The 24,727-nt window shown below is 44.1% G+C and carries 21 protein-coding genes and 1 other annotated feature; of the genes, 13 read left to right on the top strand and 8 right to left on the bottom strand.

The window, feature by feature from the left end; all coding sequences use genetic code 11:
* Positions 1-2: 2 nt before the first annotated feature.
* The 7 genes from mnmG to rpmH all read right to left on the bottom strand — a co-directional run bounded on the left by mnmG (position 3) and on the right by rpmH (position 6,186).
* Positions 3-1,892 carry a tRNA uridine-5-carboxymethylaminomethyl(34) synthesis enzyme MnmG gene (gene mnmG / locus P343_RS35210; protein WP_023511623.1) on the bottom strand — a complete coding sequence of 630 codons (1,890 nt, stop codon included), beginning with the start codon at positions 1,890-1,892 and terminating at the stop codon, positions 3-5.
* Positions 1,893-1,947: 55 nt separating this feature from the next.
* Positions 1,948-3,327: a tRNA uridine-5-carboxymethylaminomethyl(34) synthesis GTPase MnmE gene (gene mnmE, locus P343_RS35205; RefSeq protein WP_023511622.1), complete on the bottom strand. Its 1,380-nt coding sequence runs from the start codon at positions 3,325-3,327 to the stop codon at positions 1,948-1,950.
* A 343-nt stretch (positions 3,328-3,670) separates the two neighbouring features.
* Positions 3,671-4,291, bottom strand: coding sequence for an RNA-binding cell elongation regulator Jag/EloR (jag, locus tag P343_RS35200; protein WP_023511621.1), 621 nt, complete (start codon positions 4,289-4,291; stop codon positions 3,671-3,673).
* On the bottom strand, positions 4,288-5,067 hold the full coding sequence (spoIIIJ, locus tag P343_RS35195) for a YidC family membrane integrase SpoIIIJ (protein ID WP_023511620.1): 780 nt from the start codon (positions 5,065-5,067) through the stop codon (positions 4,288-4,290). Before spoIIIJ ends, jag begins: the two co-directional genes overlap by 4 nt.
* A 4-nt stretch (positions 5,068-5,071) precedes the next feature.
* On the bottom strand, positions 5,072-5,341 hold the full coding sequence (gene yidD, locus P343_RS36885) for a membrane protein insertion efficiency factor YidD (protein WP_084297856.1): 270 nt from the start codon (positions 5,339-5,341) through the stop codon (positions 5,072-5,074).
* Positions 5,342-5,345: 4 nt separating this feature from the next.
* Positions 5,346-5,699 carry a ribonuclease P protein component gene (gene rnpA, locus P343_RS35190; RefSeq protein WP_023511619.1) on the bottom strand — a complete coding sequence of 118 codons (354 nt, stop codon included), beginning with the start codon at positions 5,697-5,699 and terminating at the stop codon, positions 5,346-5,348.
* 352 nt (positions 5,700-6,051) lie between these two features.
* The gene (gene rpmH / locus P343_RS35185; protein WP_010025605.1) at positions 6,052-6,186 is read right to left on the bottom strand and encodes a 50S ribosomal protein L34; all 135 of its coding nucleotides are present in this window, start codon (positions 6,184-6,186) and stop codon (positions 6,052-6,054) included.
* Positions 6,187-7,070: 884 nt separating this feature from the next.
* Between rpmH and dnaA the strand changes: the two genes are divergently transcribed.
* The 13 genes from dnaA (at position 7,071) to P343_RS37280 (ending at position 23,949) form a co-directional block, all read left to right on the top strand.
* Complete coding sequence (dnaA, locus tag P343_RS35180) at positions 7,071-8,489, top strand: chromosomal replication initiator protein DnaA (RefSeq protein WP_023511618.1); 1,419 nt, start codon at positions 7,071-7,073, stop codon at positions 8,487-8,489.
* 236 nt (positions 8,490-8,725) lie between these two features.
* Complete coding sequence (dnaN, locus tag P343_RS35175) at positions 8,726-9,865, top strand: DNA polymerase III subunit beta (protein WP_031264250.1); 1,140 nt, start codon at positions 8,726-8,728, stop codon at positions 9,863-9,865.
* Between the two features lie 253 nt (positions 9,866-10,118).
* A complete protein-coding gene (gene yaaA, locus P343_RS35170) occupies positions 10,119-10,340 on the top strand; it encodes a S4 domain-containing protein YaaA (RefSeq protein WP_031264249.1) in 222 nt (73 codons plus the stop codon).
* A gap of 16 nt (positions 10,341-10,356) precedes the next feature.
* The gene (gene recF, locus P343_RS35165) at positions 10,357-11,481 is read left to right on the top strand and encodes a DNA replication/repair protein RecF (protein WP_023511615.1); all 1,125 of its coding nucleotides are present in this window, start codon (positions 10,357-10,359) and stop codon (positions 11,479-11,481) included.
* 178 nt (positions 11,482-11,659) lie between these two features.
* The gene (gene gyrB / locus P343_RS35160; protein ID WP_023511614.1) at positions 11,660-13,579 is read left to right on the top strand and encodes a DNA topoisomerase (ATP-hydrolyzing) subunit B; all 1,920 of its coding nucleotides are present in this window, start codon (positions 11,660-11,662) and stop codon (positions 13,577-13,579) included.
* A gap of 50 nt (positions 13,580-13,629) precedes the next feature.
* Positions 13,630-16,086, top strand: a complete 2,457-nt coding sequence (gene gyrA / locus P343_RS35155; RefSeq protein ID WP_023511613.1) for a DNA gyrase subunit A — start codon at positions 13,630-13,632, stop codon at positions 16,084-16,086.
* 37 nt (positions 16,087-16,123) lie between these two features.
* Positions 16,124-17,209 (top strand): HD-GYP domain-containing protein, encoded by a 1,086-nt coding sequence (locus P343_RS35150; RefSeq protein WP_023511612.1) that lies wholly within the window; start codon positions 16,124-16,126, stop codon positions 17,207-17,209.
* Positions 17,210-17,508: 299 nt separating this feature from the next.
* Complete coding sequence (guaB, locus tag P343_RS35145; RefSeq protein ID WP_023511611.1) at positions 17,509-18,975, top strand: IMP dehydrogenase; 1,467 nt, start codon at positions 17,509-17,511, stop codon at positions 18,973-18,975.
* Positions 18,976-19,149: 174 nt separating this feature from the next.
* Positions 19,150-20,502 (top strand): serine hydrolase, encoded by a 1,353-nt coding sequence (locus P343_RS35140; protein ID WP_023511610.1) that lies wholly within the window; start codon positions 19,150-19,152, stop codon positions 20,500-20,502.
* A 179-nt stretch (positions 20,503-20,681) separates the two neighbouring features.
* Positions 20,682-21,566, top strand: a complete 885-nt coding sequence (pdxS, locus tag P343_RS35135; RefSeq protein ID WP_031264246.1) for a pyridoxal 5'-phosphate synthase lyase subunit PdxS — start codon at positions 20,682-20,684, stop codon at positions 21,564-21,566.
* Between the two features lie 14 nt (positions 21,567-21,580).
* Complete coding sequence (pdxT, locus tag P343_RS35130) at positions 21,581-22,156, top strand: pyridoxal 5'-phosphate synthase glutaminase subunit PdxT (protein WP_023511608.1); 576 nt, start codon at positions 21,581-21,583, stop codon at positions 22,154-22,156.
* A gap of 50 nt (positions 22,157-22,206) precedes the next feature.
* Positions 22,207-22,429, top strand: a binding site (T-box leader).
* Between the two features lie 42 nt (positions 22,430-22,471).
* Positions 22,472-23,758: a serine--tRNA ligase gene (gene serS / locus P343_RS35125; RefSeq protein ID WP_023511607.1), complete on the top strand. Its 1,287-nt coding sequence runs from the start codon at positions 22,472-22,474 to the stop codon at positions 23,756-23,758.
* Between the two features lie 41 nt (positions 23,759-23,799).
* Positions 23,800-23,949 carry a hypothetical protein gene (locus tag P343_RS37280; protein ID WP_023511606.1) on the top strand — a complete coding sequence of 50 codons (150 nt, stop codon included), beginning with the start codon at positions 23,800-23,802 and terminating at the stop codon, positions 23,947-23,949.
* Positions 23,950-23,994: 45 nt separating this feature from the next.
* Here the strand turns inward: P343_RS37280 and P343_RS35120 are convergent, their stop codons facing one another.
* Positions 23,995-24,654 carry a deoxynucleoside kinase gene (locus tag P343_RS35120; RefSeq protein ID WP_023511605.1) on the bottom strand — a complete coding sequence of 220 codons (660 nt, stop codon included), beginning with the start codon at positions 24,652-24,654 and terminating at the stop codon, positions 23,995-23,997.
* Positions 24,655-24,727: the final 73 nt, after the last annotated feature.

Here is a 24,727-nt window from a genome sequence, read left to right as displayed (position 1 = left end):
GTTCAGCCCGTCCTTCTAGCAAGTTTGCCCTCTTCCAGATAAACAAGCAGAATAGCGATGTCACTCGGATTGACGCCTGACACTCGCGAGGCCTGGCCGACAGATATCGGTCGCACTTTAGCCAGTTTTTGACGAGCTTCCGTTGCGATCCCATCAATTTTACTGTAATCCAAATCCTGAGGGATTCTTTTCTTTTCCATACGTTTCATCTTTTCCACCTGCTGAAGCTGTTTGCTGATATATCCCTCATATTTTACCTGGATCTCAACTTGTTCACCAACTTCTGCAGGAATGATCCCATGGTCAGGAAGCAGGCTCGCAACATCAGGATAGGATAGCTCAGGACGTTTCAGCAACCGGTCAGCCTTAGTCGGTTCTCTAAGTGGCGCCGCATCTTTAGCCTCTAACAGCCGATCAGCTTCTTCCGAAGGCTTAATCGTTGTTGTCGCAAAATACTGCCTTTCTTGTTCAATTAAATGCTTTTTGATTTTGAAACGATCATAGCGTTCATCAGGAATTAATCCAATTTGATGACCGATTTCTGTCAATCGCAGGTCAGCATTGTCGTGGCGCAGCAGCAAGCGATATTCTGCACGCGAAGTCAACAATCGATACGGTTCCTTTGTTCCCTTAGTAACAAGATCATCAATAAGCACACCAATATAAGCCTCGGAACGATCAAGTATTAATGGTTCTTCGCCGAGCGCTTTTCTTGCCGCATTAATGCCGCCCATCAATCCCTGGCCGGCAGCCTCTTCATATCCTGAGGTACCATTAATTTGTCCGGCGGTAAACAGGCCGCTTATTTTCTTCGTCTCGAGTGATGGCCAGAGCTGTGTCGGCACAATGGCATCGTACTCAATGGCATAACCCGGCCGCATCATCTCCGCGTGCTCAAGACCAGGAATAGTAGCGAGCATCTTTCGTTGAATCTCTTCGGGCATACTCGTCGATAAACCATCCACATAAACTTCTTTAGTTGCTTTACCCTCAGGTTCAAGGAAGAGCTGATGCCTGTTTTTATCATTAAAGCGAACAATCTTAGTTTCAATTGATGGACAGTACCGTGGTCCGGTTCCGACAATTGCACCAGAATAAATCGGAGACCGTTCCAGATTCTCTTGGATAACTTTATGTGTCTCCAAATTGGTGTACGTTAGCCAGCAAGGAATCTGCTCTTTAATAAATTCTTTTGTGTCATAAGAGAATGCCAGTGGTGCGTCATCTCCTGGCTGAATTTCTGTTTTCGAGTAGTCAACCGTACGTCCATTTACACGTGGCGGTGTGCCGGTCTTAAAACGTACAAGATCAAACCCGAGTTCTTTGAGATGGTCGGACAATTTTACCGATGCCTGCATGTTGTTCGGACCGCTTTCATACTGCAGTTCTCCAATAATGATTTTTCCTTTTAGATAAACACCTGTGGTCAAAACAACGGCTTTGGCGCGATATTCAGCACCTGTTGCGACAACAACACCTTTGCACACACCATCTTCGACAATCAAATGATCAACCATGCCCTGGCGTAAAGTCAGATTTTCCGTCTCTTCAATCGTTTCCTTCATAGCGCGCTGATAAAGCTGCTTATCCGCCTGTGCTCTCAGTGCACGAACGGCAGGACCCTTTCTCGTGTTCAGCATTCTCATCTGAATATAAGTTTTGTCAATGTTGTGCCCCATTTCACCGCCAAGTGCATCGATCTCCCGGACAACAACGCCCTTAGCAGGACCGCCAACTGAAGGGTTGCACGGCATAAAAGCCACACCCTCCAGGCTTATTGTCAACATCAAGGTCTTTGCACCGATTCTTGCTGAGGCAAGTCCCGCTTCAACTCCAGCATGTCCGGCACCCACAACGATGACATCATAAGTACCGGCATTATATGATTTCATTTCTGATCCTCCATTTCTTTTTAAATGTGTCGCTTCTATTTGAAAACTGCAAGGTTTATTTCCCTAAGCAAAATTTCGAAAACAGTTCATTAATCAAACTGTCTGATACTGTATCACCAACAATTTCTCCAAGTACATCCCATGTGCGTTTAATGTCGATTTGTGTCATATCTACAGGAAGTCCCTGTTCAGCTGCATCAAGAGCATCATTTATCGCTGAACGTGCCTGCTTCAGCAAAGCAATATGACGTGTGTTGGACACATAGGCTTCTCCATTCGTTGTCACATCATGACTGAAGAATAAAGAAGCAATCGCCTTCTCCAGCTCTTCCAGGCCTTTCTCATCAATCATTGATGTTTGAAGTACCGGGTTACCCCCGGCAAGCTGCTTTATTTCATCAAATGAAGCTTTTTGTGGCAGATCCGCTTTATTTACAAGAATAATTGCCGGCGTTTTGCCGATCAGCTGAAATAGTCCGCGATCTTCCTCAGTGAGCGCCTCGTTACCATTAATCAAAAGAAGTACCAGTTCAGCTGACCTAAGCAGTTCCTTTGAACGTGAAACACCAATTTTTTCAACGATATCGTCCGTATCTCTAATCCCTGCCGTGTCAATGAGTTTCAAAGGCACGCCGCGCACATTAACATACTCCTCAATAACATCCCGCGTTGTACCAGGAACGTTAGTAACAATTGCTTTAGATTCATGAACAAGTTGGTTAAGCAGCGAAGATTTACCGACATTTGGACGTCCGACAATGACGGTTGATAATCCTTCACGTAAAATCTTCCCCTGTCTTGCAGTTGATAGAATTCTGTCCAATTGTCGCCTGACTTCGGATCCTTTTTCGTGAAGAATCGTGTTGGTCATCACTTCCGCATCATCATATTCAGGATAATCAATATTCACTTCAACCGCGGCCAGTATTTCCAGTAGCTGTCCTCTAAGACTGCGGATCAAAGTCGACAATTTACCTTCCATCTGGCCCATCGCAACATTCATCGCCTGATCGGTTTTCGCTCGAATGAGATCCATGACTGCTTCAGCCTGAGAAAGATCAATTCTTCCATTTAAAAAAGCACGCTTTGTAAACTCACCCGGTTCTGCAAGGCGGACATGTTGATCCAGAACAAGTTCAAGCACTCGATTCACACTTGTTAATCCGCCGTGACAATTAATCTCGACAACGTCTTCCCGGGTAAAGGTTTTCGGTTTTCTCATGACAGAAACCATAACCTCTTCAATGGTATTACCCGTATCAGGATCTACAATTTTTCCATAATGGATCGTATGGCTGTCAACCTCTTTAAGCGATTTACCGCCCCTAAACAGCTGATCTGCAGCGAAAACAGCCTCAGGACCACTGAGCCTTACCATGCTGATTGCGCCCTCGCCGATCGGGGTCGAGATTGCAGCGATTGTATCATAATCCAATTTTATCACCTCTTTCCAATTTCGTCCTTTTTCCAAAGCTACCCACTGTTTGTGTGTACGGCTCAAGTTATTCAGGCTAACCTATATCGTACGCCTTCTTCTTTTACGAAGAAAAGCGATTATCATCAAATTTAAAACTGTGCACTTTTTCAAGACTATCATACATTATTTTTTCATCAAATGAAAAAGAGAAAATCAGCCATACTTTAAAATACTTTGCTTTACCATACTTCTATAACCAACTTTTTAAATGACTTAAGTGTAGTAATAGGCTATGGTTATTAATTTTCATGAAAAAAAGCGCGCAATTTGCGTGCTTTCTTCACATCATCAAGTTTAGTAGTTAAGAGTGTGGAGCTACTGTTAAGTAACGTCTCGGCTCTTCGCCGTTTGAAAACGTTTGGATCTTTTTGTTGCCTGACAACGCATGATGCACGATTTTACGTTCAAAAGCCGGCATCGGCTCAAAACGATGCGGACGGCCGGTTTTTATTGTTTTTTCTGCGATGCGCTGAGCGAGATCAATTAACGCTCTCTTTCTTGTCTCTCGATAATTCTCGGCATCAAGCATCAAATTGATTCGGTGGTCCGACTGAGTATTCACTACCCGTTCCGCCAAAAATTGCAAAGCATTTAGAGTCTTTCCGTGCTTGCCAATCAACTGGAATGCGTCATTACCAGCCAGCTGGCAGCGGCATGCCCGCATATTGCGTTCTTCGACTTGCACGTGAACAGACAATCCACTCTGCTTTATAATATCTGTTAAATAATCCACACCATCATCAAATGGTGTCTTATTAAGTGCGACTTTTACGAGAGCCTTCCTCGCACCAATTCCTAAAAAACCGGATTTGGGCTTTTCTACGACTTGAATGTCTACTTGTTCCAAAGTCGCATTTAATTCATTGAGGGCGATTGACACCGCTTCTGCAACCGTCTTTCCATATTTGGTTACTTCCCTCACTTTTGCTTAGCGCCTCCCGCTAGCTTCTTATCTTTAGAGTCAGAACGATTTTCATAGATAATATAAGTTTGGAAGATCATGAAAATATTACCGACAACCCAATAAAGCGCAAGAGCTGAAGGGAAGTAGAAAGCCGGAATGGCAATCATAATCGGGAATACGTACATCATCATCGCCATCTGTGGATTTGTGTTCCCCATTCTGCCCATCATAATCTTTTGCTGCAGGAACGTTGTCACCGCAGCAATTACCGGCAAAATATAATAAGGATCCGAATTTCCCAATTGAAACCACAAGAATGATTGTGTTTTAATCTGCTGTGTTCTCATGATTGCCTGATAGAACGCAAACAAAATCGGCATCTGGATCAGGATCGGCAAACAGCCCGCAAGTGGATTTACCTTATTCTCCTGGAAAAGTTTCATCTGCTCTTCTTGAAGCTTCTTTTGCGTATTCTGATCTTTCGAGCTGTATTTTTGCTGCAGTTCTTTAATCTTCGGCTGCAATTCTTGCATCGCCTGAGAACTCTTTACTTGCTTGGCCATCAGCGGCATCAGAACAAGACGGACGATAATCGTCGTTACAATAATCGCAAGTCCATAACTATTCCACAGAGTTTTTGCGACGAAAATAATAAATTCAGACAATGGATAAACAAACCATTTACTCCAAATCCCGGTACTCTGAGCATTTATCGGTTCATTAAGATTCGTGCACCCAGCCAAGAGTACGGTTAAAAACACCAACGAACTGATGGCAACTACTTTTTTCCTCAAAACACTACCTCCTCGATCGATCCGAACGATGTTTCAACATGCCCGTCTGTTTATGGGAGCACTTTTCGGGGACAGGATCAATCCCTCCCGGATGAAAAGGCTGACATTTTAATAGACGCTTGACCGTAAGCCACCCTCCCTTAAACACACCGAACCTCATTAAAGCCTCAATCGCATATTGCGAACACGTCGGATAAAAACGACAGGTTGGCGGTGTATATGGAGAGATGAACCGTTGATACAAACGAATGATAAAAATCAATACATGTTTCATTACTTCATATCCTTGCGGACGGCGCAAGCACGCGAGCCTTTTTCATGACATGTTCCAAGCTCTTCTGCATTTCTAGATGAGACATTGTGCTAACAGGTTTGCGAGAGATAATGATAAAATCATTGCCAATCTCCAGCCTGTCCGAAAAATCGCGGAATATTTCTTTTATATACCGCTTAATATGATTCCTCATAACCGCATTGCCCATTTTTTTGCTGACAGACAACCCTAGTCTTGAATAGGTCTGATTGGGCTGCTTCAGCACGTAAACCACAAACTGCCTGTTCGCAAAGGATTTTCCGTCTTTAAATACTACTTGAAAATCTTGGTTTTTCTTTAATCGCTTTAATGTCTTCATTATGTCCCTCCATGTGGGACGTCTCAACTCATGAGTAATTATTAAGCAATACAGGTTTCACACAAAAGGCGTCCTCCATTGCTATTCGATTTAACGAACGTTTCTGTTCTGTTTTATACTCTTTCAGTATAAAGAATATGTTCGGAATAACAAGGTTTTCCACATCGAAATATGTTGGTATCGGATCTTTCACTGACATGCAGTACAAAGATGGCACCCTTTTTATACCTCACCCGACCCATGATACTCAATTCTGCCGACGTTTAATCATTACTATTTGTTCTTGACTCTTGGATTTTGCAAGATTTCTTTATGATGGTATAAAAAAACCACTGCTGGTCACACAGTGGCTTTATGCTGACAGAACTTTTCTTCCTTTGCGACGACGAGCAGCCAATACCTTGCGGCCATTAGCTGTTGCCATCCGCGCGCGGAAGCCGTGAACTTTTTTCCTCTTACGATTATTCGGTTGAAAAGTACGTTTCAATTGATACACCTCCCAGCGCATAAAGTTAGGATTGCTGACAAATCAAATGTTTTATCGCGAAATACAACATTCGCTCATTCTATCCATTTAGCCGATCTGTCAAAAACACCACGACGAGAATCGGATCCATAAGGCAATTCATTCACACACTCATGTTTCTTTTTTCTCATCTTTCAGCCCCAAAAATTCATCGGCTTATTTCAAAAACCAGTCTGGCTTATTATAAATATTTTGATTCAAAAAGTCAATCCTGTCCCCTACGTTGAATCATTCAGTCCATCTGTGGATTATTTTTTTGCACCAATCGCTTTTCCACACCATTTATCGACAACATTTTCACATATATGCACCCTGTGAATAACTTAATTGTGTGTAAAGATATCCACTGTGGATAACATTTGTCGATCATTGCTTTAAAAGCGAATTTTTGATATGATCATAGTGCATTTATTTAACCAATATACAGAATCTACATAAAGTTTTCCACGGGCTGTGGATAATTTTGTGGACATTTGCTAACACCTGTGATTCACACTTATCCACAATGTATGCACGTTGTTGATAACTTTCTTATATTACGATTATCCTGTCTCTTTTCCGCTCTTAACGCCTGTGGATAGATATCGTATTTATATAATCTGTAAATAATGAAAGATAAGATTGATTGTATGAAAATACCTGATTGTATCCTGCCCTAACTAGTAGGGAGAAAAGCCGGAAGTATGCCCGCCTGCGCTGCTCGGCATCTTTGTGTTTTGCTATTTTTGATTTTAAAGGCATAAATCATCCGAAGAGCCTTTGTCGGCTCATTTTTTCTCACAAAGTCTTGACGGGTTGGATTTTCATTGTATCAATGCAATTTTTCTAGGGAGGGCAGCTAAACTTTGAACAACCTTCAAGAGATATGGAAGCAAACATTGGACATCATTAAGAAGAAACTGAGCAAACCGAGCTTTGAAACCTGGCTGAAAGAAACTCGCGCTCAGTCCATCAATGGTCAGATGATGATTGTCAGCGTGCCCAATGAATTTTCACGGGACTGGCTAGAGGAACATTACGCAAAACTCATTTCCGATATTCTTTATGAGATTACAGGCTCCCGCTATCATGTCCAATTCGTCATTCCAAGTAAGAACGCCGACAATGATGCCGCGATATCGAATAAAGGAAAGAGTGATGGAATGAATTTCAACCCGCAAGATGTCCGAGGCGGCAATTACGGAGGCATGAACCAGCGAAATCAGCATCGCGTGGACGAGTTAAACAACAGCATGCTGAATTCAAAGAATACATTCGAAACATTTGTCATCGGTTCAGGTAATCGGTTTGCCCACGCCGCTTCACTGGCAGTGGCCGAAGCTCCGGCAAAGGCATATAATCCTCTATTTATTTATGGAGGTGTCGGACTTGGAAAAACCCATCTGATGCACGCGATCGGCCATTATGTGATCGAACATAATCCTTCGGCACGAGTCGTCTACCTCTCATCAGAGAAATTCACAAATGAATTTATTAACTCGATCCGTGACAACAAAACGGTCGAATTTCGCAATAAGTACCGGAGCGTTGATGTTTTGCTGATTGATGACATCCAGTTTCTTGCTGGTAAAGAACAGACGCAGGAAGAATTTTTCCATACATTTAACGCCCTACACGAGGAATATAAACAAATCGTCATCTCAAGCGATCGTCCGCCAAAAGAAATACCGACTCTCGAAGATCGGTTGCGTTCGCGCTTTGAATGGGGTCTGATTACGGATATCACGCCTCCGGATCTGGAAACACGGATTGCAATTCTCCGTAAAAAGGCGAAAGCAGAAGGATTGGATATTCCTAATGAAGTCATGATCTATATCGCCAACCAAATTGACACCAACATTCGAGAGCTGGAAGGCGCGCTGATTCGTGTCATCGCTTTTTCATCGTTGAACAATCAGGACATTAATGTTGATTTGGCTGCTGAAGCATTGAAGGATATTATTCCATCAGCACGCCCAAAAACCATCACCATTCAAGATATACAGGTCGCGGTCGGTGAAGAATATCGCCTGAAGCTCGAAGACTTTTCTGCGAAAAAGCGAACAAAATCGATTGCGTTCCCTAGACAGATTGCGATGTATCTGGCAAGAGAACTCACCGATTATTCTTTACCTAAAATTGGTGAAGAATTCGGCGGCAGAGATCATACAACAGTGATTCATGCGCATGAAAAAATTACCAAGCAGCTCTCTGTTGATCGTGATCTTCAAAAAAAGGTGAACGGACTCATTGACCAGCTCAAAGCACCAATTAAAGCACAATAACATCACAATAAAATGAAAATGCATAAACAGGGGTGTGTATAATTATCCGGCACACCCCCAATTTTATCCACAGATTATCAACATGTGGATAAAACCATTTTCCAAGGTTCAACTAACTTATTAACATATTCACAGGCCCTACTATTATGATTACTATTTTTAATTCTTTAAAATAATATTTGGAGGCAATAAAGATGCAAGAAATGCAAGACACAAATCCAAATGCAGCGCTCGCTATGGAATGTAAGGTACAAAAGGAAAAACTTGCTGACGCAGTAAATCGCGTCATGAAAGCCATATCTTCAAAAACAACCATCCCTATTTTGACAGGTGTAAAAATCACAGCTGGATTGGATGGCATTACGCTGACCGGAAGCAATTCGGATATTTCAATCAAATCGTTTATTCCACTTGAAGAAGACGGTAACGAGAACGCCATGATTGGTAAGTCTGGACAAATCGTTCTGCCTTCTCGGCTTTTTTCAGAACTCGTACGTAAACTTCCAGATGAGGAAGTCCATATTGAAGTAGACAGCAGGATGATTGCCAAAATTACATCGGGAACTACTGAATTCAGCCTAAATGGCCTAGATCCGGAAGAATATCCAAATCTGCCGATTATTAATGAAAATGATGTATTTAGAATCCGTAAAGATCTGCTGAAAGATCTGATCAAACAAACGGTCTATGCCGTATCAATTACCGAAACACGTCCTGTATTGACCGGCGTGAAATGGATCATCCAGGGCGAGACATTAAGCTGTGTTGCAACCGACAGCCACCGGCTGGCACAGCGTTCGGTAACTGTTGAAAAAGCAGAAGACTCCGGTGTTCACACCCTTGTCATTCCTGGAGCTAGTCTCAACGAACTTTCCAAAATCCTTGATGACGATGATGAGCAGATGGTTGATATCGTTATGACTACCAACCAAATTTTGTTTAAAAGCCAAAATGTTCAATTCTACTCCCGACTGCTTGACGGAAACTATCCGGATACAAGTCGCCTGATTCCTAGCGACAGCAAAACGACGATTGACCTTGGTACGAAGGCACTCTATCACGCAATTGAACGTGCCTCACTCCTTGCGAAAGAAGAACGGAACAACGTCGTTAAATTACGCGCGGAAGGCAATCAAGTCGAAATTTCCTCGCAATCACTTGAACTCGGCCGTGCCTATGAAACACTTGTAACTGAGAATTTCGAAGGAGAACCGCTGCGTATCTCGTTCAGCGCAAAATTCATGATGGATGCATTAAGCAGGCTTGATGCCCAAAGTGTCCGCATTCATTTTGTTGGTCCAATGCGACCAATTATTATCCGTCCAATCGGTGATGAACATATCCTGATGCTCATTTTGCCGATTAGAACCTTTTAAGATGTTGTTCAAAAAGTCCGGGAAAAATTGCTGTCGAATCTCTGCGTCAACTTGTTTCTCCGCTCCTCACGTATTGTTTGTATACGCTCTGGTGCTCGAAACGGCGTTTTCTTGACCTTCTCGGCCCTTTTTGTCCTCTTTTTTGAACAAACTCTTTAAAATAGCGGTAAGGAAACGTATGTCAGGCTCTTGTCATTAATTTATGTCTGATAAAATGAAATATGCCGGATTGAATAAGAAAAGAGGCGGAACGTTGAAACAGGTCAAATTGAAAGACGGAGAATTGTTTATTACATTAGGACAGTTTCTGAAATACGTCGGTTTGATTCAAACAGGCGGAGAAGCCAAGTATTTTCTGGCGGAACACGAAATTTTCGTCAATGACGAACATGAAAACAGGCGAGGAAAAAAATTGTATGAAGGCGATCAGATTAAGATTGTCGATTCTGGCGACTTCATGATCAACCGCCATTGAGGGGAGACGCCCCACTGTGAAACTTGAATCTATAGAATTAGCGCAGTATAGAAATTATGACAGCTTACAGCTGTCTTTTTCTGACTCTGTGAATGTTTTTCTAGGCGAGAACGCGCAAGGAAAAACCAATCTACTTGAAGCGATCTATGTTCTTGCCATTGCCAAGTCTCCCCGAACATCTCATGATAAAGATTTAATCCAATGGGACCGGGAATATGGTAAAATAAAGGGTAGAATCGCAAAACATGGTCAATCAATACCGCTTGAACTGACTATTTCCAGCAAGGGGAAGAAAGCCAAGGCTAATCATTTGGAAAAACGCAGGTTGAGTGACTACGTCGGTCTCTGCAACGCGGTTATGTTTGCACCGGAAGATTTGAATCTGGTCAAAGGCAGTCCTTCGGTGCGCAGACGGTTTATCGATATGGAGATTGGACAGATTGCTCCGGTCTATATTCATAGCCTTGGTGAGTACCAGAAAGTGCTTCAGCAAAGGAATGCCCTGCTAAGAGGATCCTCTAGGCACTCAGGCGGAAGCGACACTTTGCTCGATATTTTGACTGAAAAACTAATTGCTCTAGCTTCTGAAATCATAAGCCGCAGGCTAGTTTTTGTTCGCAAACTGAACGAATGGGCGGCACCGATTCAACAAGAGATCAGCAACGGACGAGAGCAGCTCTCCATTATCTATCAATCTTCGGTGCCGGATGTATTAGATAATGCCGATTCGTCAAAAATAGTAAAAGCTTATCAAGAAAGCTATGAGCGACTGAAGCAGAGGGAATTGGACAGGGGGACAACCTTGATTGGACCGCATCGTGATGATCTGAATTTTTTTGTCAATGACAAGGATGTTCAAGCGTTTGGGTCCCAAGGGCAGCAACGGACGGCAGCCCTGTCCGTCAAGCTGGCGGAGATTGAATTAATCAAGCATGAAGTAGGCGAGTACCCTATTCTCTTGCTGGATGATGTTTTAAGTGAACTGGACGACATCAGAAAGACGCATCTGCTTGGTGTGTTTAAGCAAAAGGTGCAGACGTTTGTCACCACTACATCTGTCGACGGGCTTGACCGGAGCCTGCTCGATCGGGCAACGCTTTTTCAGATACACCAGGGAGAAGTAGAATGCGTGAAACAGTGACAATTGGAGCAAGGCGAGTCCCTTGTCCTTCTATGGTCAGCAATTCATCGTGCAGTATCTATTTTTTTCGCAGGCAGTTTTGTTAGTTCAAGGGTACTTTACTCGATTAAGTCTAATTTCAGATGTCTGCGCATGAGAATATAAGATTCTCAGAAAACACCAAGTTAGGTGGGTTAAGATGAGCGAAAATCAAGAGAAAAAACAGTCTTATAATGCCAGCCAGATTCAGGTTCTCGAAGGACTTGAGGCGGTTCGGAAACGGCCGGGCATGTACATAGGCACAACCGGCGAAAAGGGCCTTCATCATTTAGTTTGGGAAATTGTGGATAACTCAATCGATGAAGCACTTGCTGGTTATGCCAGCCATATTCAGGTAATTATTGAAAAAGATGGCGGCATTACAGTAATCGATGATGGACGCGGTATTCCTGTCGATATTCAGAAGAAGGTCGGCCGCCCCGCAGTTGAAGTCATCATGACGGTGCTCCATGCCGGGGGAAAATTCGGCGGTGGCGGATATAAAGTTTCCGGAGGACTTCACGGCGTCGGCGCATCGGTTGTTAATGCGTTGTCAACCAAAATGTGGGTTAAAGTCTATCTAAATGGTCATGTCTACTATCAGGAGTATCGTCGCGGCAAGCCGGTCGCTGACTTAAAAATTATCGGTGATTCAGAGAGAACCGGAACGACAACTCATTTTGAACCGGATCCGGAAATTTTTACAGAAACGACAATCTTTGATTATGACACGCTGCGTGTTCGCGTGAGAGAACTTGCCTTTTTGAATAAGAATATCCGGATTTCAATTGAAGACAAGCGTGAAGAAGATAAAAAAGAAACCTTCCATTACGAAGGCGGCATACGATCGTATGTAGAATTTCTGAATCGCTCTAAAGAGGTTATCCATCAGCCGATTGACCTTGAAGGGGAAAAGGATGGAATTAAAGTTGAAATCGCGATGCAGTACAACAGCGGTTTCTCGAGCCAGCTCTATTCGTTTGCCAACAATATTCATACTCATGAAGGCGGTACGCACGAATACGGATTTAAAGTTGCGCTGACTCGTGTGATTAATGATTATGCGCGCAAAAAACAGTTTATTAAGAGCAGCGACGCCAATCTAACCGGTGATGACGTGCGTGAAGGGCTGACAGCGATTGTGTCTGTCAAGCATCCGGATCCGCAATTCGAAGGTCAGACAAAAACCAAATTGGGCAATTCTGAAGTGCGAACCATTACGGACACGCTGTTTACGGAATCTTTCTCAAGATTTTTATTAGAAAATCCTGATGTGGCAAAGCTCATTGTTGAAAAGGGTATTGTTGCTTCACGGGCGCGTACAGCTGCAAAGAAAGCGCGCGAACTGACGCGGCGAAAAAGTAGTCTGGAGATATCTTCACTACCTGGCAAGCTGGCGGATTGTTCATCAAAGGATGCCAGCATTTCAGAATTATATATTGTTGAGGGTGATTCTGCCGGCGGTTCGGCGAAGCAAGGGCGAGACCGGATGTTCCAGGCGATTCTCCCGCTGCGCGGAAAAATCATTAACGTTGAAAAAGCCAGGTTGGATAAGATTTTATCCAATGCTGAAATTCGCGCGATGATTACTGCACTCGGCACTGGTATAGGTGATGAATTCACTCTTGAAAAAGCGAGATACCACAAGATTATCATCATGACCGATGCGGACGTCGACGGTGCACATATCCGTACGCTCTTATTAACATTCTTCTATCGTTTTATGAGACCGCTGCTTGAGAATGGCTATGTCTATATTGCACAGCCCCCACTCTATCGCGTTCAATATGGAAAATCGATGCGCTATGCGTACGATGATCCGGAATTGAAACGGATCCAGAGCGAGCTTCCAGAGAATGTAAAGCCGGCTCTGCAGCGATACAAAGGTCTTGGTGAAATGAATCCGGAACAACTTTGGGAAACAACCATGGATCCGGAGAACCGACTTGTGCTTCAAGTTAATCTTGAAGACGCGATTGAGGCAGATCAGACCTTTGAAATGCTGATGGGTGACCGTGTTGAGCCGCGCCGTGATTTTATTCAGCAAAATGCCCGTTACGCTGAAAATCTGGATGTTTAATTACAGCTACATCCGTATAAGCACTTTGATTTTAGCAAGGAGGAAGCAAAATGGCAGAGCAAGATGAACGGAGAGTCAAGCCGGTCAATATAGGCAAACAGATGCGCGATTCGTTCCTGAGTTACGCAATGAGTGTTATTGTCAGCCGCGCGTTGCCGGATGTTCGCGATGGCTTGAAGCCAGTGCATAGGCGCATACTTTACGCCATGAACGAACTGGGTATTACATCGGATAAAGCTTATAAAAAATCTGCGAGAATTGTTGGAGAAGTCATCGGCAAGTACCACCCGCACGGTGATTCGGCCGTTTATGATACAATGGTGCGCTTGGCGCAGGATTTCAGTTGCCGGTACGAATTGGTTGATGGACATGGAAACTTCGGTTCTGTCGACGGCGATCCGGCGGCGGCCATGCGTTATACCGAAGCACGCATGTCGAAGATTTCAATGGAAATGGTTCGCGACATTCGCAAGGATACGATTGATTTTCAACCCAATTATGATGACACCGAGGAAGAACCGGTTGTTTTGCCTTCACGTTTTCCAAATTTGCTGGTTAACGGCGCTTCAGGAATTGCCGTCGGTATGGCAACGAATATACCGCCGCATCAGTTAGGCGAAGTCATTGATGCCGTGCTGGAGCTCAGCAAAAATCAGGAGATTACTGCAGAAGAGCTGATGCAAATTATCCCAGGTCCTGATTTCCCAACAGGGGGCTTGATCTTGGGCCGTGAGGGCATCAGGCGCGCGTACCGAACCGGCCGCGGGTCGATCATTGTTCGCGCAAAGGTGGAAATCGAAGAGAACGCGAACGGCAAGCAGACCATCATCGTAACTGAACTGCCTTATCAAGTGAATAAGGCAAAGCTGATTGAACGCATAGCCGAACTTGTCAGAGATAAGAAAATCGAAGGCATAACCGATTTGCGTGACGAATCGGATCGCGAAGGCATGCGTATGGTGATTGAAGTCCGCCGTGACACAAACGCCAACGTATTGCTAAATAATCTTTACAAGCACACTGGTCTACAAACGAGTTTTGGCATTAATATGCTGGCACTTGTGGACGGCAAGCCTAGGGTTCTGACGCTTAAAGAATGCCTGCAATATTACCTGGCACATCAGGAAACAGTAATTCGCCGCCGGACGGCATTTGAACTTAAGAAAGCAGAAGCACGCGCGCACATCCTCGAAGGATTGAGAGTGGCCCTGGATCACTTGGATGAGGTCATCGCACTGATCCGAAATTCGAAGACAACAGATATTGCCCGTCAAGGGTTAATGGATAATTTCTCGCTGACCGAAATTCAGGCTCAGGCAATTTTGGACATGCGTCTGCAAAGACTGACCGGACTCGAACGAGAGAAAATTGAGCAGGAATATGCTGAACTAGTTAAAAAGATCGCTGAACTGAAAGCAATTTTGGCTGACGAGCAGAAAGTGCTGCATATTATTCGCAAAGAATTACGTGAAGTCAAAGAAAAATATAACGATATCCGCCGAACGGAGATCACGGTTGGTGACGATCTGATCGAAGACGAGGATTTGATCGAACGCGAAGATATCGTGATTACGGTTTCCCATAATGGCTATGTTAAACGGATGCCTGTCAACACCTATAGAAGCCAGAACCGAGGCGGCCGAGGAGTTCAAGGTATGGGAACCAATGAGGATGATTTTGTCGAGCATCTATTCCAGACGAATACGCACCATCACGTCCTCTTTTTCACCAATAAGGGTCGCGTTTACCAGCTTAAAGGCTATCAGATTCCGGAATTCGGTAGAACGGCCAAGGGTATTCCGATTATAAATTTGATTCAAATTGAAAAGGATGAATACATTACCGCATTCTTCCCAGTTGAAGCATTTGGTGACGATCATTTCCTAGTTTTTCTGACTAAAAATGGTATCACGAAGCGTTCTCCGCTTTCCGATTTTTCAAACATACGAAAAGGCGGACTGTTTGCGATTACGGTGCGTGATGAAGACGAACTGATTGCTGTCCGACTTACAGATGGAGAACGTGATCTGATTGTCGGTACAAAGAAAGGCATGGCGATCCGTTATCATGAAACCGATGTGCGCGCGATGGGCCGAACAGCGGCAGGCGTGAAGGCGATCACTTTGGATGAAGGCGACGAAGTGGTTGGTATGGGTATAGCTGATGAGCAACTCGATGTATTGATTGTCACGGAAAATGGTTTTGGCAAGCGTACGGCCATCAGCGAGTATCGTCCGCAAACACGTGGTGGAAAAGGCTTGAAGACGTGCAATATTACCGAAAAAAATGGTGAACTGGTTGCGCTTCGAACCGTTGAAGAAAATGAAGACCTGATGATTATGACAGCGAATGGCGTCATCATTCGCATGCCTGTATCCGGAATTTCCAAGCTTGGTCGGAATACGATGGGCGTGACCTTGATTCGGGTTGATGAGGGAGACAGCGTTTCAACAATTGCCCGTATTCAGAGCAATGATGAGGAATCTGAGGACGAGAGTGAAGAATAACTTTACAGTTGTCCAGGAATTGTGAGGCGAGCCCGGGATGATGGTTAAGACGGAAACACTAAAGGCTGGTTGCAAGTTAACTAAAGATGTTTATTCAAAATCAGTGAAGCCGCTAATGAAGGCAGGCACGGTGCTGAATGCAACGCATATTGCTTTCTTAAAGGCTTTTCTAATTGAACAAGTTGAAGTCGATCGCCTCATGCCGGGTATTGTGAAGAATCCGGTTGAAAAAAAAGAAGTTCGCGAAACCGCCAAGCCCTCAAAAAAGAGCTCTGAACCTAAGCAAAGTTTCAGTCCATTAGATCAGAAATATTGGCAATCTGTGAAAGCCTATCAAGTGTTCTTTGCCAACTGGCAGTCTGGAGCAAGTGTTTCTATCGGTGATTTCAGAAGCGCAATGATGCCCTTGATCATGGATCTCGTCGAAGACCCGATGTGGCTCGCTTCTTTTCTCGTCAGGCATGGTAGAGTAGAAAATCTGGCTGATCGAAGTGTCACATTCGGTTTGCTTTCCGCATTTTTTGCAAAGAGATCTAATTATAGTACCGGTGACACTGTGCAATTTGGACTTGCCGGAATGCTCGCCGATTGCGGTCTCTCTAAGCTGCCACCGTCATTGTTGAATAAAAAAGATGCGTATGTGGGCAGTGAACGGGCTTTGTATGAAAGGCATGCTGTTGATAGTTATAAAATGCTCAAGGGTCTACAGACCTTAAAGAACGAGACGGTGATTGCTGTTGTTCAGCATCATGAACGTGAAGACGGCAGCGGCTTTCCGCTTAATATCAAAGGCGACCAGCTTAGCCTCAATGGAAAAATGCTGATGATTTGCGACAGCTTTTTGGACCATATGTCAAAATCAAGGTCAGGAAATGTATTATCAGCATTAGATACGTTGAGAGAGTTTTCTTATGGAAAATTATCAAGGTATTTACTGGATAAATTTTGCTATGAACTTATGACGCTTTTCATTGGAATGACCATTCAGCTCTCCGATGGACAAACCGGTGAAATTACGTTTATTCCGACTAAAGAGCCGACAAGGCCGATGATTCATTTGGCAAATAATGAGGTTATTTCTCTCGCCGAAAATAGAAACGTCACCATTGAACGCTTCATGTAACAATGGTGGCGATTCTTTTTTGAATCATTCGGTAAATAGGTTTTTCAAAGAATTCTACGAGCCACTGGAAAAAGAAACTACCTGCGATCAATTGAAAATCAGTTTATAATGAATGGGAATACGTAGAGATCGGCAGGATCTATTTTTTATTAGTAAAGAATCGTTAAAATAGTTGACCGTTATTAGAAAAATTCAACTTCATTCTGTGTTCTTGACAGTGGCTGATGCACTTGATAAGCTATCAATAAAATTTTCGGGTAGAATCTAAGATAATCATTCATGGGGGTAATCTAACATTGATGAGAGAAGATAAGTTTATAAAAGAGTCGCTGACCTTTGATGATGTATTGCTTATTCCGGCGGCTTCGGAAGTTTTGCCAAGAGATGTTTCCATTCAGACAGCATTAACTCGGACACTTAATCTAAACATTCCGATTATCAGTGCGGGCATGGACACGGTCACTGAAGCAGCTATGGCGATTGCGATGGCCAGGCAAGGCGGTATGGGTGTTATTCATAAGAACATGTCGATTGAAGAACAGGCTGAGCAGGTTGACAAGGTAAAAAGATCTGAAAGCGGCGTTATCACTAACCCATTCTTCTTAACTCCTGACAACCAAATTTTCGATGCGGAGCATTTGATGAATAAATACCGGATTTCAGGTGTTCCTATTGTGGATAACGAAACCGAACAGCATTTGGTCGGTATTCTAACGAACCGAGACATGCGATTCGTTAAGGATTATTCTCTGAGAATCGGCGATATGATGACTAAAGATAATCTGGTCACTGCGCCGGTTGGTACAAGCCTTAAGGAAGCAGAAGAAATTCTTAACAAGAATCGTATCGAAAAATTACCGCTTGTTGATGAAAATGGTGTGCTTAAGGGACTTATTACTACAAAGGATATTGAAAAAGTCGTAGAATTCCCAAATTCAGCAAAAGATGAGCACGGAAGACTTCTTGTTGCAGCAGCTGTCGGAGTAACAGCAGATGCACTTGTACGTGTTGAGAAACTCGTTGATGCGGGTGCCGATGCAATTGTTGTTGACACAGCGCATGGCCATTCAAAAGGCGTATTGCAAAAGGTTGCCGGCATCAGGAAACAATTCCCGAAAGTCAGCATCATTGCAGGAAATGTGGCAACTGCTGAAGGAACGAAAGCATTAATTGATGCAGGTGTTGATGTTGTCAAAGTCGGTATTGGACCAGGCTCCATCTGTACAACACGCGTTGTTGCCGGAGTTGGTGTGCCACAGATTACAGCTGTCTATGACTGCGCAAATGAAGCGGACAAACACGGTGTTGCAATTATTGCTGACGGCGGTATTAAATATTCTGGAGATATCGTCAAAGCACTGGCAGCCGGCGGCAGCGCGGTTATGCTCGGCGGACTTTTGGCCGGTGTTGATGAAACGCCTGGTGAAAAAGAAATCTATCAAGGCAGACAGTTCAAAGTGTATCGTGGCATGGGTTCAGTCAGTGCGATGGAACACGGCAGCAAAGACCGTTATTTCCAAGAAAATGCGAAGAAACTGGTTCCTGAGGGTATTGAAGGACGCGTGCCTTATAAGGGCAAACTGGCGGACACGATCTATCAGTTAATCGGTGGATTACGTTCCGGCATGGGCTACTGCGGATCGGCAAATCTTCAGGAATTACGTGAAAATGCCAGATTTACAAGAATTACTAATGCGGGATTACTTGAAAGTCATCCACATGACGTTCAGATTACCAAAGAGGCACCGAACTATTCTATTAAGTGATAATAGATTTTCTGTTCCGTCAGATCGGGCTGCTTTGGCAGAGTAAGACAAGCGGGTGAACAAGAATTTGTATCTATTTTCATAGATAAAGAAAACACGAGACGGCATGTATCGCCTCGGTTTTCTATGTATGCGTTACTTCAAAACGCATGAACTCATTCGGGGGTGTAGGGGTTGAATTTCGGAAAAAAGTTGGGTCGCTTTGCTGCGGCAGGTCTTGTTTTTTTGTTGGTTCTGACGCTGACGTTTCAAGCGCCATTCGCATCTAAGGCTGATGCGGCGCAAGATACGCTTGGTGTAAAGGCCAAGTCGGCAATTCTCATTGATTTTAACAGCGGCCAGATTTTATATGAGAAGAATGCGGATAAAGTGTACCCACCGGCCAGCATGACGAAGATGATGACCGAGTATTTAGTGATGCAGGCGCTTCATTCGAAAAAATTGACCTGGGATTCAAAAGTGTCGATCAGTGATTATGCGTATCAAATTTCGCAGAATCGATCTTTTTCTAATGTGCCGCTTAGAAAAGACTATCAATACACAGTGAGAGAATTGTACGAAGCAATGGCGATCTATTCCGCTAATGGAGCAACGATTGCTTTGGCTGAAAAAGTCGGCGGCTCAGAAAAGAATTTTGTCGACGTGATGAATAAGACCGCGAAAAAGTTTGGCATGACCAGTGCCCACTACATCAACAGTTCAGGACTTGAAAATATAGACTTAGGCAAGTTCGCGCCATACGGCGGCCCGAATGACAGCAATAAGTTATCTGCCCGCGATCTGGTAAAACTAGCTTATCATGTGATTAAGGACTATCCAGAAGCATTAACGATCTCTAGGATTCCATTGAAGAATTTTACAGCGGGCATTGTTGCACCGAATAAACCGATTCAGATGGTCAACTGGAATTACATGCTTCCAGGCTTTGGTGTGAACATGGATAAATTTAAATATGATGGCGTAGACGGCTTGAAAACCGGCCATACAGATCTTGCCGGTTATTGCTTTACCGGAACCGTTAATCGCGGGGGACACCGTCTGATCAGCGTTGTTATGGGCACTACTTCAGATGCTCAGCGCTTTGAGCAGACACGCACACTCTTTGATTATGGCTATCAGCAATTCTCGCAGAAAACTGTTGCCAAGAAAAACCAACTAATTAAAGGGCAAAAAGCTGTAGCTGTGCACAACGGCAAGAAAGACCAGGTAAAAGTAGCTTTTGGAAAATCCTATAGCATTACGGCAGCTAATGGTGAAAAAGTGCCATCCAAATTTAACGTCGTTCTGGATCGTTCAAAGCTCAAAGACGGCAAACTTGAAGCCCCTGTGAAAAAGGGTGAAAAAATTGGTTATGCGACGCTTGCCTCGAATGGAAGCGCCAAGTATGGCTACCTTTACAATAATAACAATCAAATTCCTGTGATTGCAGCAGAGCAAGTAGACAGAAACAACTGGTTTGTGCGTATGTTCAAAGGCATCGGCAGCTTCTTTGGTTCGATTTTCTCATGGATTGCAGGACTCTTTTAAGATTAATGTTTTGAATTGAATAATAGATTCATGAAACCGGGAGAATTCCCGGTTTTTTTCTTATAAATAAAAAAAGGAAAAAGTTAATAATCATAAATACATAGTTATTTACTAAGGTTTATTGTACACTATAGATACCCTAACTATTTTATTTTAGAGAAAACACTGGAGGGATTATGGTGGCACAGAGAGGTACGGAACGCGTAAAGCGCGGTATGGCAGAAATGCAAAAAGGCGGCGTGATCATGGACGTGGTCAACGCCGAACAAGCAAAGATAGCTGAAGAAGCGGGAGCGACAGCGGTTATGGCACTGGAACGCGTCCCATCGGATATCCGTAAAGCGGGCGGAGTAGCACGAATGGCAGATCCGACGATTGTTGAGCAGGTTCAGAATGCGGTTTCTATTCCGGTTATGGCTAAAGCAAGAATCGGTCATATTGTTGAAGCTCGCGTGCTTGAAGCAATGAAAGTGGATTATATCGATGAAAGCGAAGTGCTCACACCTGCAGATGATGTGTTTCATATAGATAAAAAAGCATTCACCGTTCCTTTTGTGTGCGGATGCCGTGATCTTGGCGAAGCAGCTAGAAGAATTGGTGAAGGTGCTGCAATGCTGCGTACGAAAGGCGAACCAGGAACTGGCAACATTGTCGAAGCAGTTCGTCATATGCGGCTTGTCAACAGCCAGGTACGCAAGGTTGTTGCTATGGCTCCGGATGAATTGATGGTTTTTGCTAAAGAACTGGGTGCACCTTATGAAATACTCCTTCAGATTAGAGAAGCGGGACGGCTGCCGGTTGTCAATTTTGCTGCCGGCGGTGTTGCGACACCTGCAGATGCTGCTCTGATGATGGAGCTTGGAGCTGACGGCGTTTTTGTTGGTTCAGGTATTTTTAAGTCGGAAAATCCTGCGAAATTTGCCCGCTCTATTGTTGAAGCAACAACCTATTATCAGGATTATGAACGCATTGTCGAATTGTCAAAAGGACTCGGAACGCCCATGAAGGGAATCGATATGAGTACTCTTGAACCTGCAGAACGTATGCAGGATCGCGGAATCTGAGGTGGAGCAAGACTATGTCTGTAAAAATTGGCGTACTCGCACTTCAGGGAGCAGTCAGCGAGCATGTTCGTGCTCTGGAGCTCTCCGGTGCAAATGTTGTAACAGTTAAAGATGTGCGGGATCTGGACGGAGTGGACGGACTCGTTCTTCCAGGCGGTGAAAGTACAATGATGCGCCGACTGATGGATCGCTACGGACTTTTTGAAGCGATTAAGCTCTTTGCCGATCAGAAGCCTGTTTTTGGCACTTGCGCTGGCTTGATTTTGATGGCGAAACAGATCGAAGGAAGACAAGGTCCGCATCTTGGCCTTCTTGATATAGATGTGAAACGAAATGCCTTTGGCAAACAAGTGGACAGCTTTGAGGCGGATCTGGAAATTAAGGGAATCAGTGAATCCTACAACGGAGTATTTATCCGCGCGCCATATATTAAAAGCGCTGAAGAAAATGTGGACGTGCTGGCGACCTTTGAAGGTCATATTGTGGCTTGCCGTGAAGGGCGTTTTCTTGCCTGCGCATTCCACCCTGAACTGACTGATGATCCGGCCATGCACAGCTACTTTGTCCATATGGTAGAAGAAAGTATTTAACCGCTTGCTTTTTTTTCGTCATTAGTGTAGATTTTATATAAGTCAATTTTGAGCGCTTAATGACGGGAATAAGTACTGCCTGTGCCCTTACATAGAGAGCCGCGCTTGGTGGAAAGCGGTAAAGGGTTATGCAGGAATCCATCCCTGAGAGTTGGATCAACTGTAAGGTTGATGACACGGGTCATTTCCGTTATCGATGATTAAGCGGCCGGCAGACTGTGTATGATAAGCCGGCAATTTGGGTGGCAACGCGGGTTATATCTCGTCCCTTCATTTTAGGGGACGGGATTTTCTATTTTTAGGAGGCAGAGAACGATGCTCGACATGAAAAGATTGCGGGATCATTATGATGAAATCAAGGAAAAATTAAATAAAAGGGGTGAAGATCTCAGCGATTTTGAGAAGTTTCCTGAATTGGACAATAAACGCCGAGAACTGATCAGCCAAACTGAAGTGCTGAAGGCAAAGCGTAATGAAGTTTCGGCGCAAGTTGCTGTCAAAAAACGGGCAAAGGAAGATGCGCAGGATCTGATTGTGTCGATGCGCGAAGTCAGCGCCAGCATTAAAGAACTGGACGGCCAGCTCAACGAAATTGAGGAAGCATTGAAGCAAGTTATGCTGTCTATACCAAATGTTCCTCATGAAAGCGTTCCAGTGGGTGATGATGAGAATGACAATAAACCGATCCGTTTCTGGGGAGAGCCTGTCAAATTCGATGACGAACCAAAGGCACATTGGGATATTGCCACAAATCTAGATATTCTCGATTTCGAGCGTGCCGGTAAAGTAACAGGCAGCCGTTTTGTCTTTTATAAAGGACTGGGCGTGCGCCTGGAGCGTGCATTGATTAGTTTTATGCTCGATCTTCATGAGGATCAGCATGGCTATGAAGTCATCATGCCGCCATATATGGTGAACCGAGCCAGCATGACGGGTACTGGACAGCTGCCCAAATTCGAAGAGGACGCTTTTAAAATTGCTGACGAGCGCGATTTCTTCCTGATCCCTACAGCCGAGGTACCGGTGACGAATTATTATCGTGACGAGATTCTGAACGGCGACCAGCTGCCGGTGGCCTTTGCCGCATATAGCGCTTGTTTCCGTTCTGAGGCAGGTTCGGCTGGGCGAGACACACGAGGCATCATCCGCCAGCATCAATTTAATAAAGTTGAACTTGTGCGTTTTGTAAAGCCTGAGGATTCTTATAACGAACTCGAAAAATTGACGGGACACGCTGAAGAAGTGCTCCGGCTGCTCAACCTGCCTTATCGTGTGGTTGCCATTTGCACCGGCGATCTCGGCTTTACTGCAGCGAAAAAATATGACCTTGAAGTTTGGATTCCAAGCCAGAACACATATCGGGAAATATCTTCGTGCAGTAACTTTGAAGATTTCCAAGCACGCCGAGCAAATATTCGTTTCAGGCGCGCGCCAAAGGCGAAGCCTGAATTTGTGCATACGCTTAATGGATCAGGACTCGCTGTTGGCCGCACGGTAGCCGCAATCCTGGAAAATTACCAGCAGAAAGACGGCAGCGTAGTCATTCCGGAAGTGCTGAGACCATACATGAAGAATCTAGAAAAAATTACACCTAAGGACTGAGCAAACTTAGCTCAAACGGTCAAAATCATAGGAGGTGCGCCATGCCTTTTCATCAGAAAGTGAACAATGACGCCAGACTGACGAAAATGATTGAAGATCTTGGAATCACATTGAATCCGGGAAAACCGAAAGTGTCCAATGAAGAGCAAAATCAAGAAAAGCAGACAACAAGTAAAGAGAAAAATGAATAAAAAAACTCGTAAGGTGGCGGAATAATTCCACCTCACGAGTTTTTTTTAACGGCTGCAACTTGTTTTTTCTTCTAGCAATTCTTGAACACGGGTGACAATGCGGTCGACAGAGACAGGATTATTGATCAGATCATAGTCATCAATATTGAGCTTCAGAACCGGACAAACAGTGAACTGGTCGATCCATCGTTCATAGCGTGTGAACATTTCTTCCCAGTAACTGGTTGGCGTTTCTTTTTCAAGGCCGCGTCCGCGTCGGCAGATTCTTCGGACAGTCGCGTCAAGTGAACCGTGCAGGTAGATCAGCAAATCGGGATGACGGAAATAAGGAGTCATCACCATTGCATCAAACAAGCTGGTATATGTTTGATAGTCTGCCTTAGACATCGTACCCTTTTCATAGTGCATTTTCGCAAAAATACCGGTATCCTCATAAATCGACCGGTCTTGGACAAAACTTTCCGAACAGCCTGTCATCTTTTGTGTTTCCTTAAAACGTTCTCCGAGAAAGAAAATCTGAAGGTGGAAAGCCCAGCGTTCAAAGTCTTGATAAAATAAATCAAGATAAGGATTTCCATCCACTTTTTCAAAGGACGTACGATAGTGCAGACGATCTGCCAGAACTGTGGCAAAAGTCGTTTTCCCAATGCCGACCATTCCGGCGACAGAGATCAGTTTACTTGATGGCAATGCGGATTCAATCATCTTTGACGCCCTTTCATATAAAAATTACATATAAAAATAAGAACACCTATACGATTCATTAAGTGTATCACGC

The sequence above is a fragment of the Sporolactobacillus laevolacticus DSM 442 genome, from assembly GCF_000497245.1.
Lineage (GTDB): Bacteria > Bacillota > Bacilli > Bacillales > Sporolactobacillaceae > Sporolactobacillus > Sporolactobacillus laevolacticus.
The sequence above is the reverse complement of the archived record's forward strand: the minus strand, read 5'-3'. Positions and strand labels throughout refer to the sequence as shown.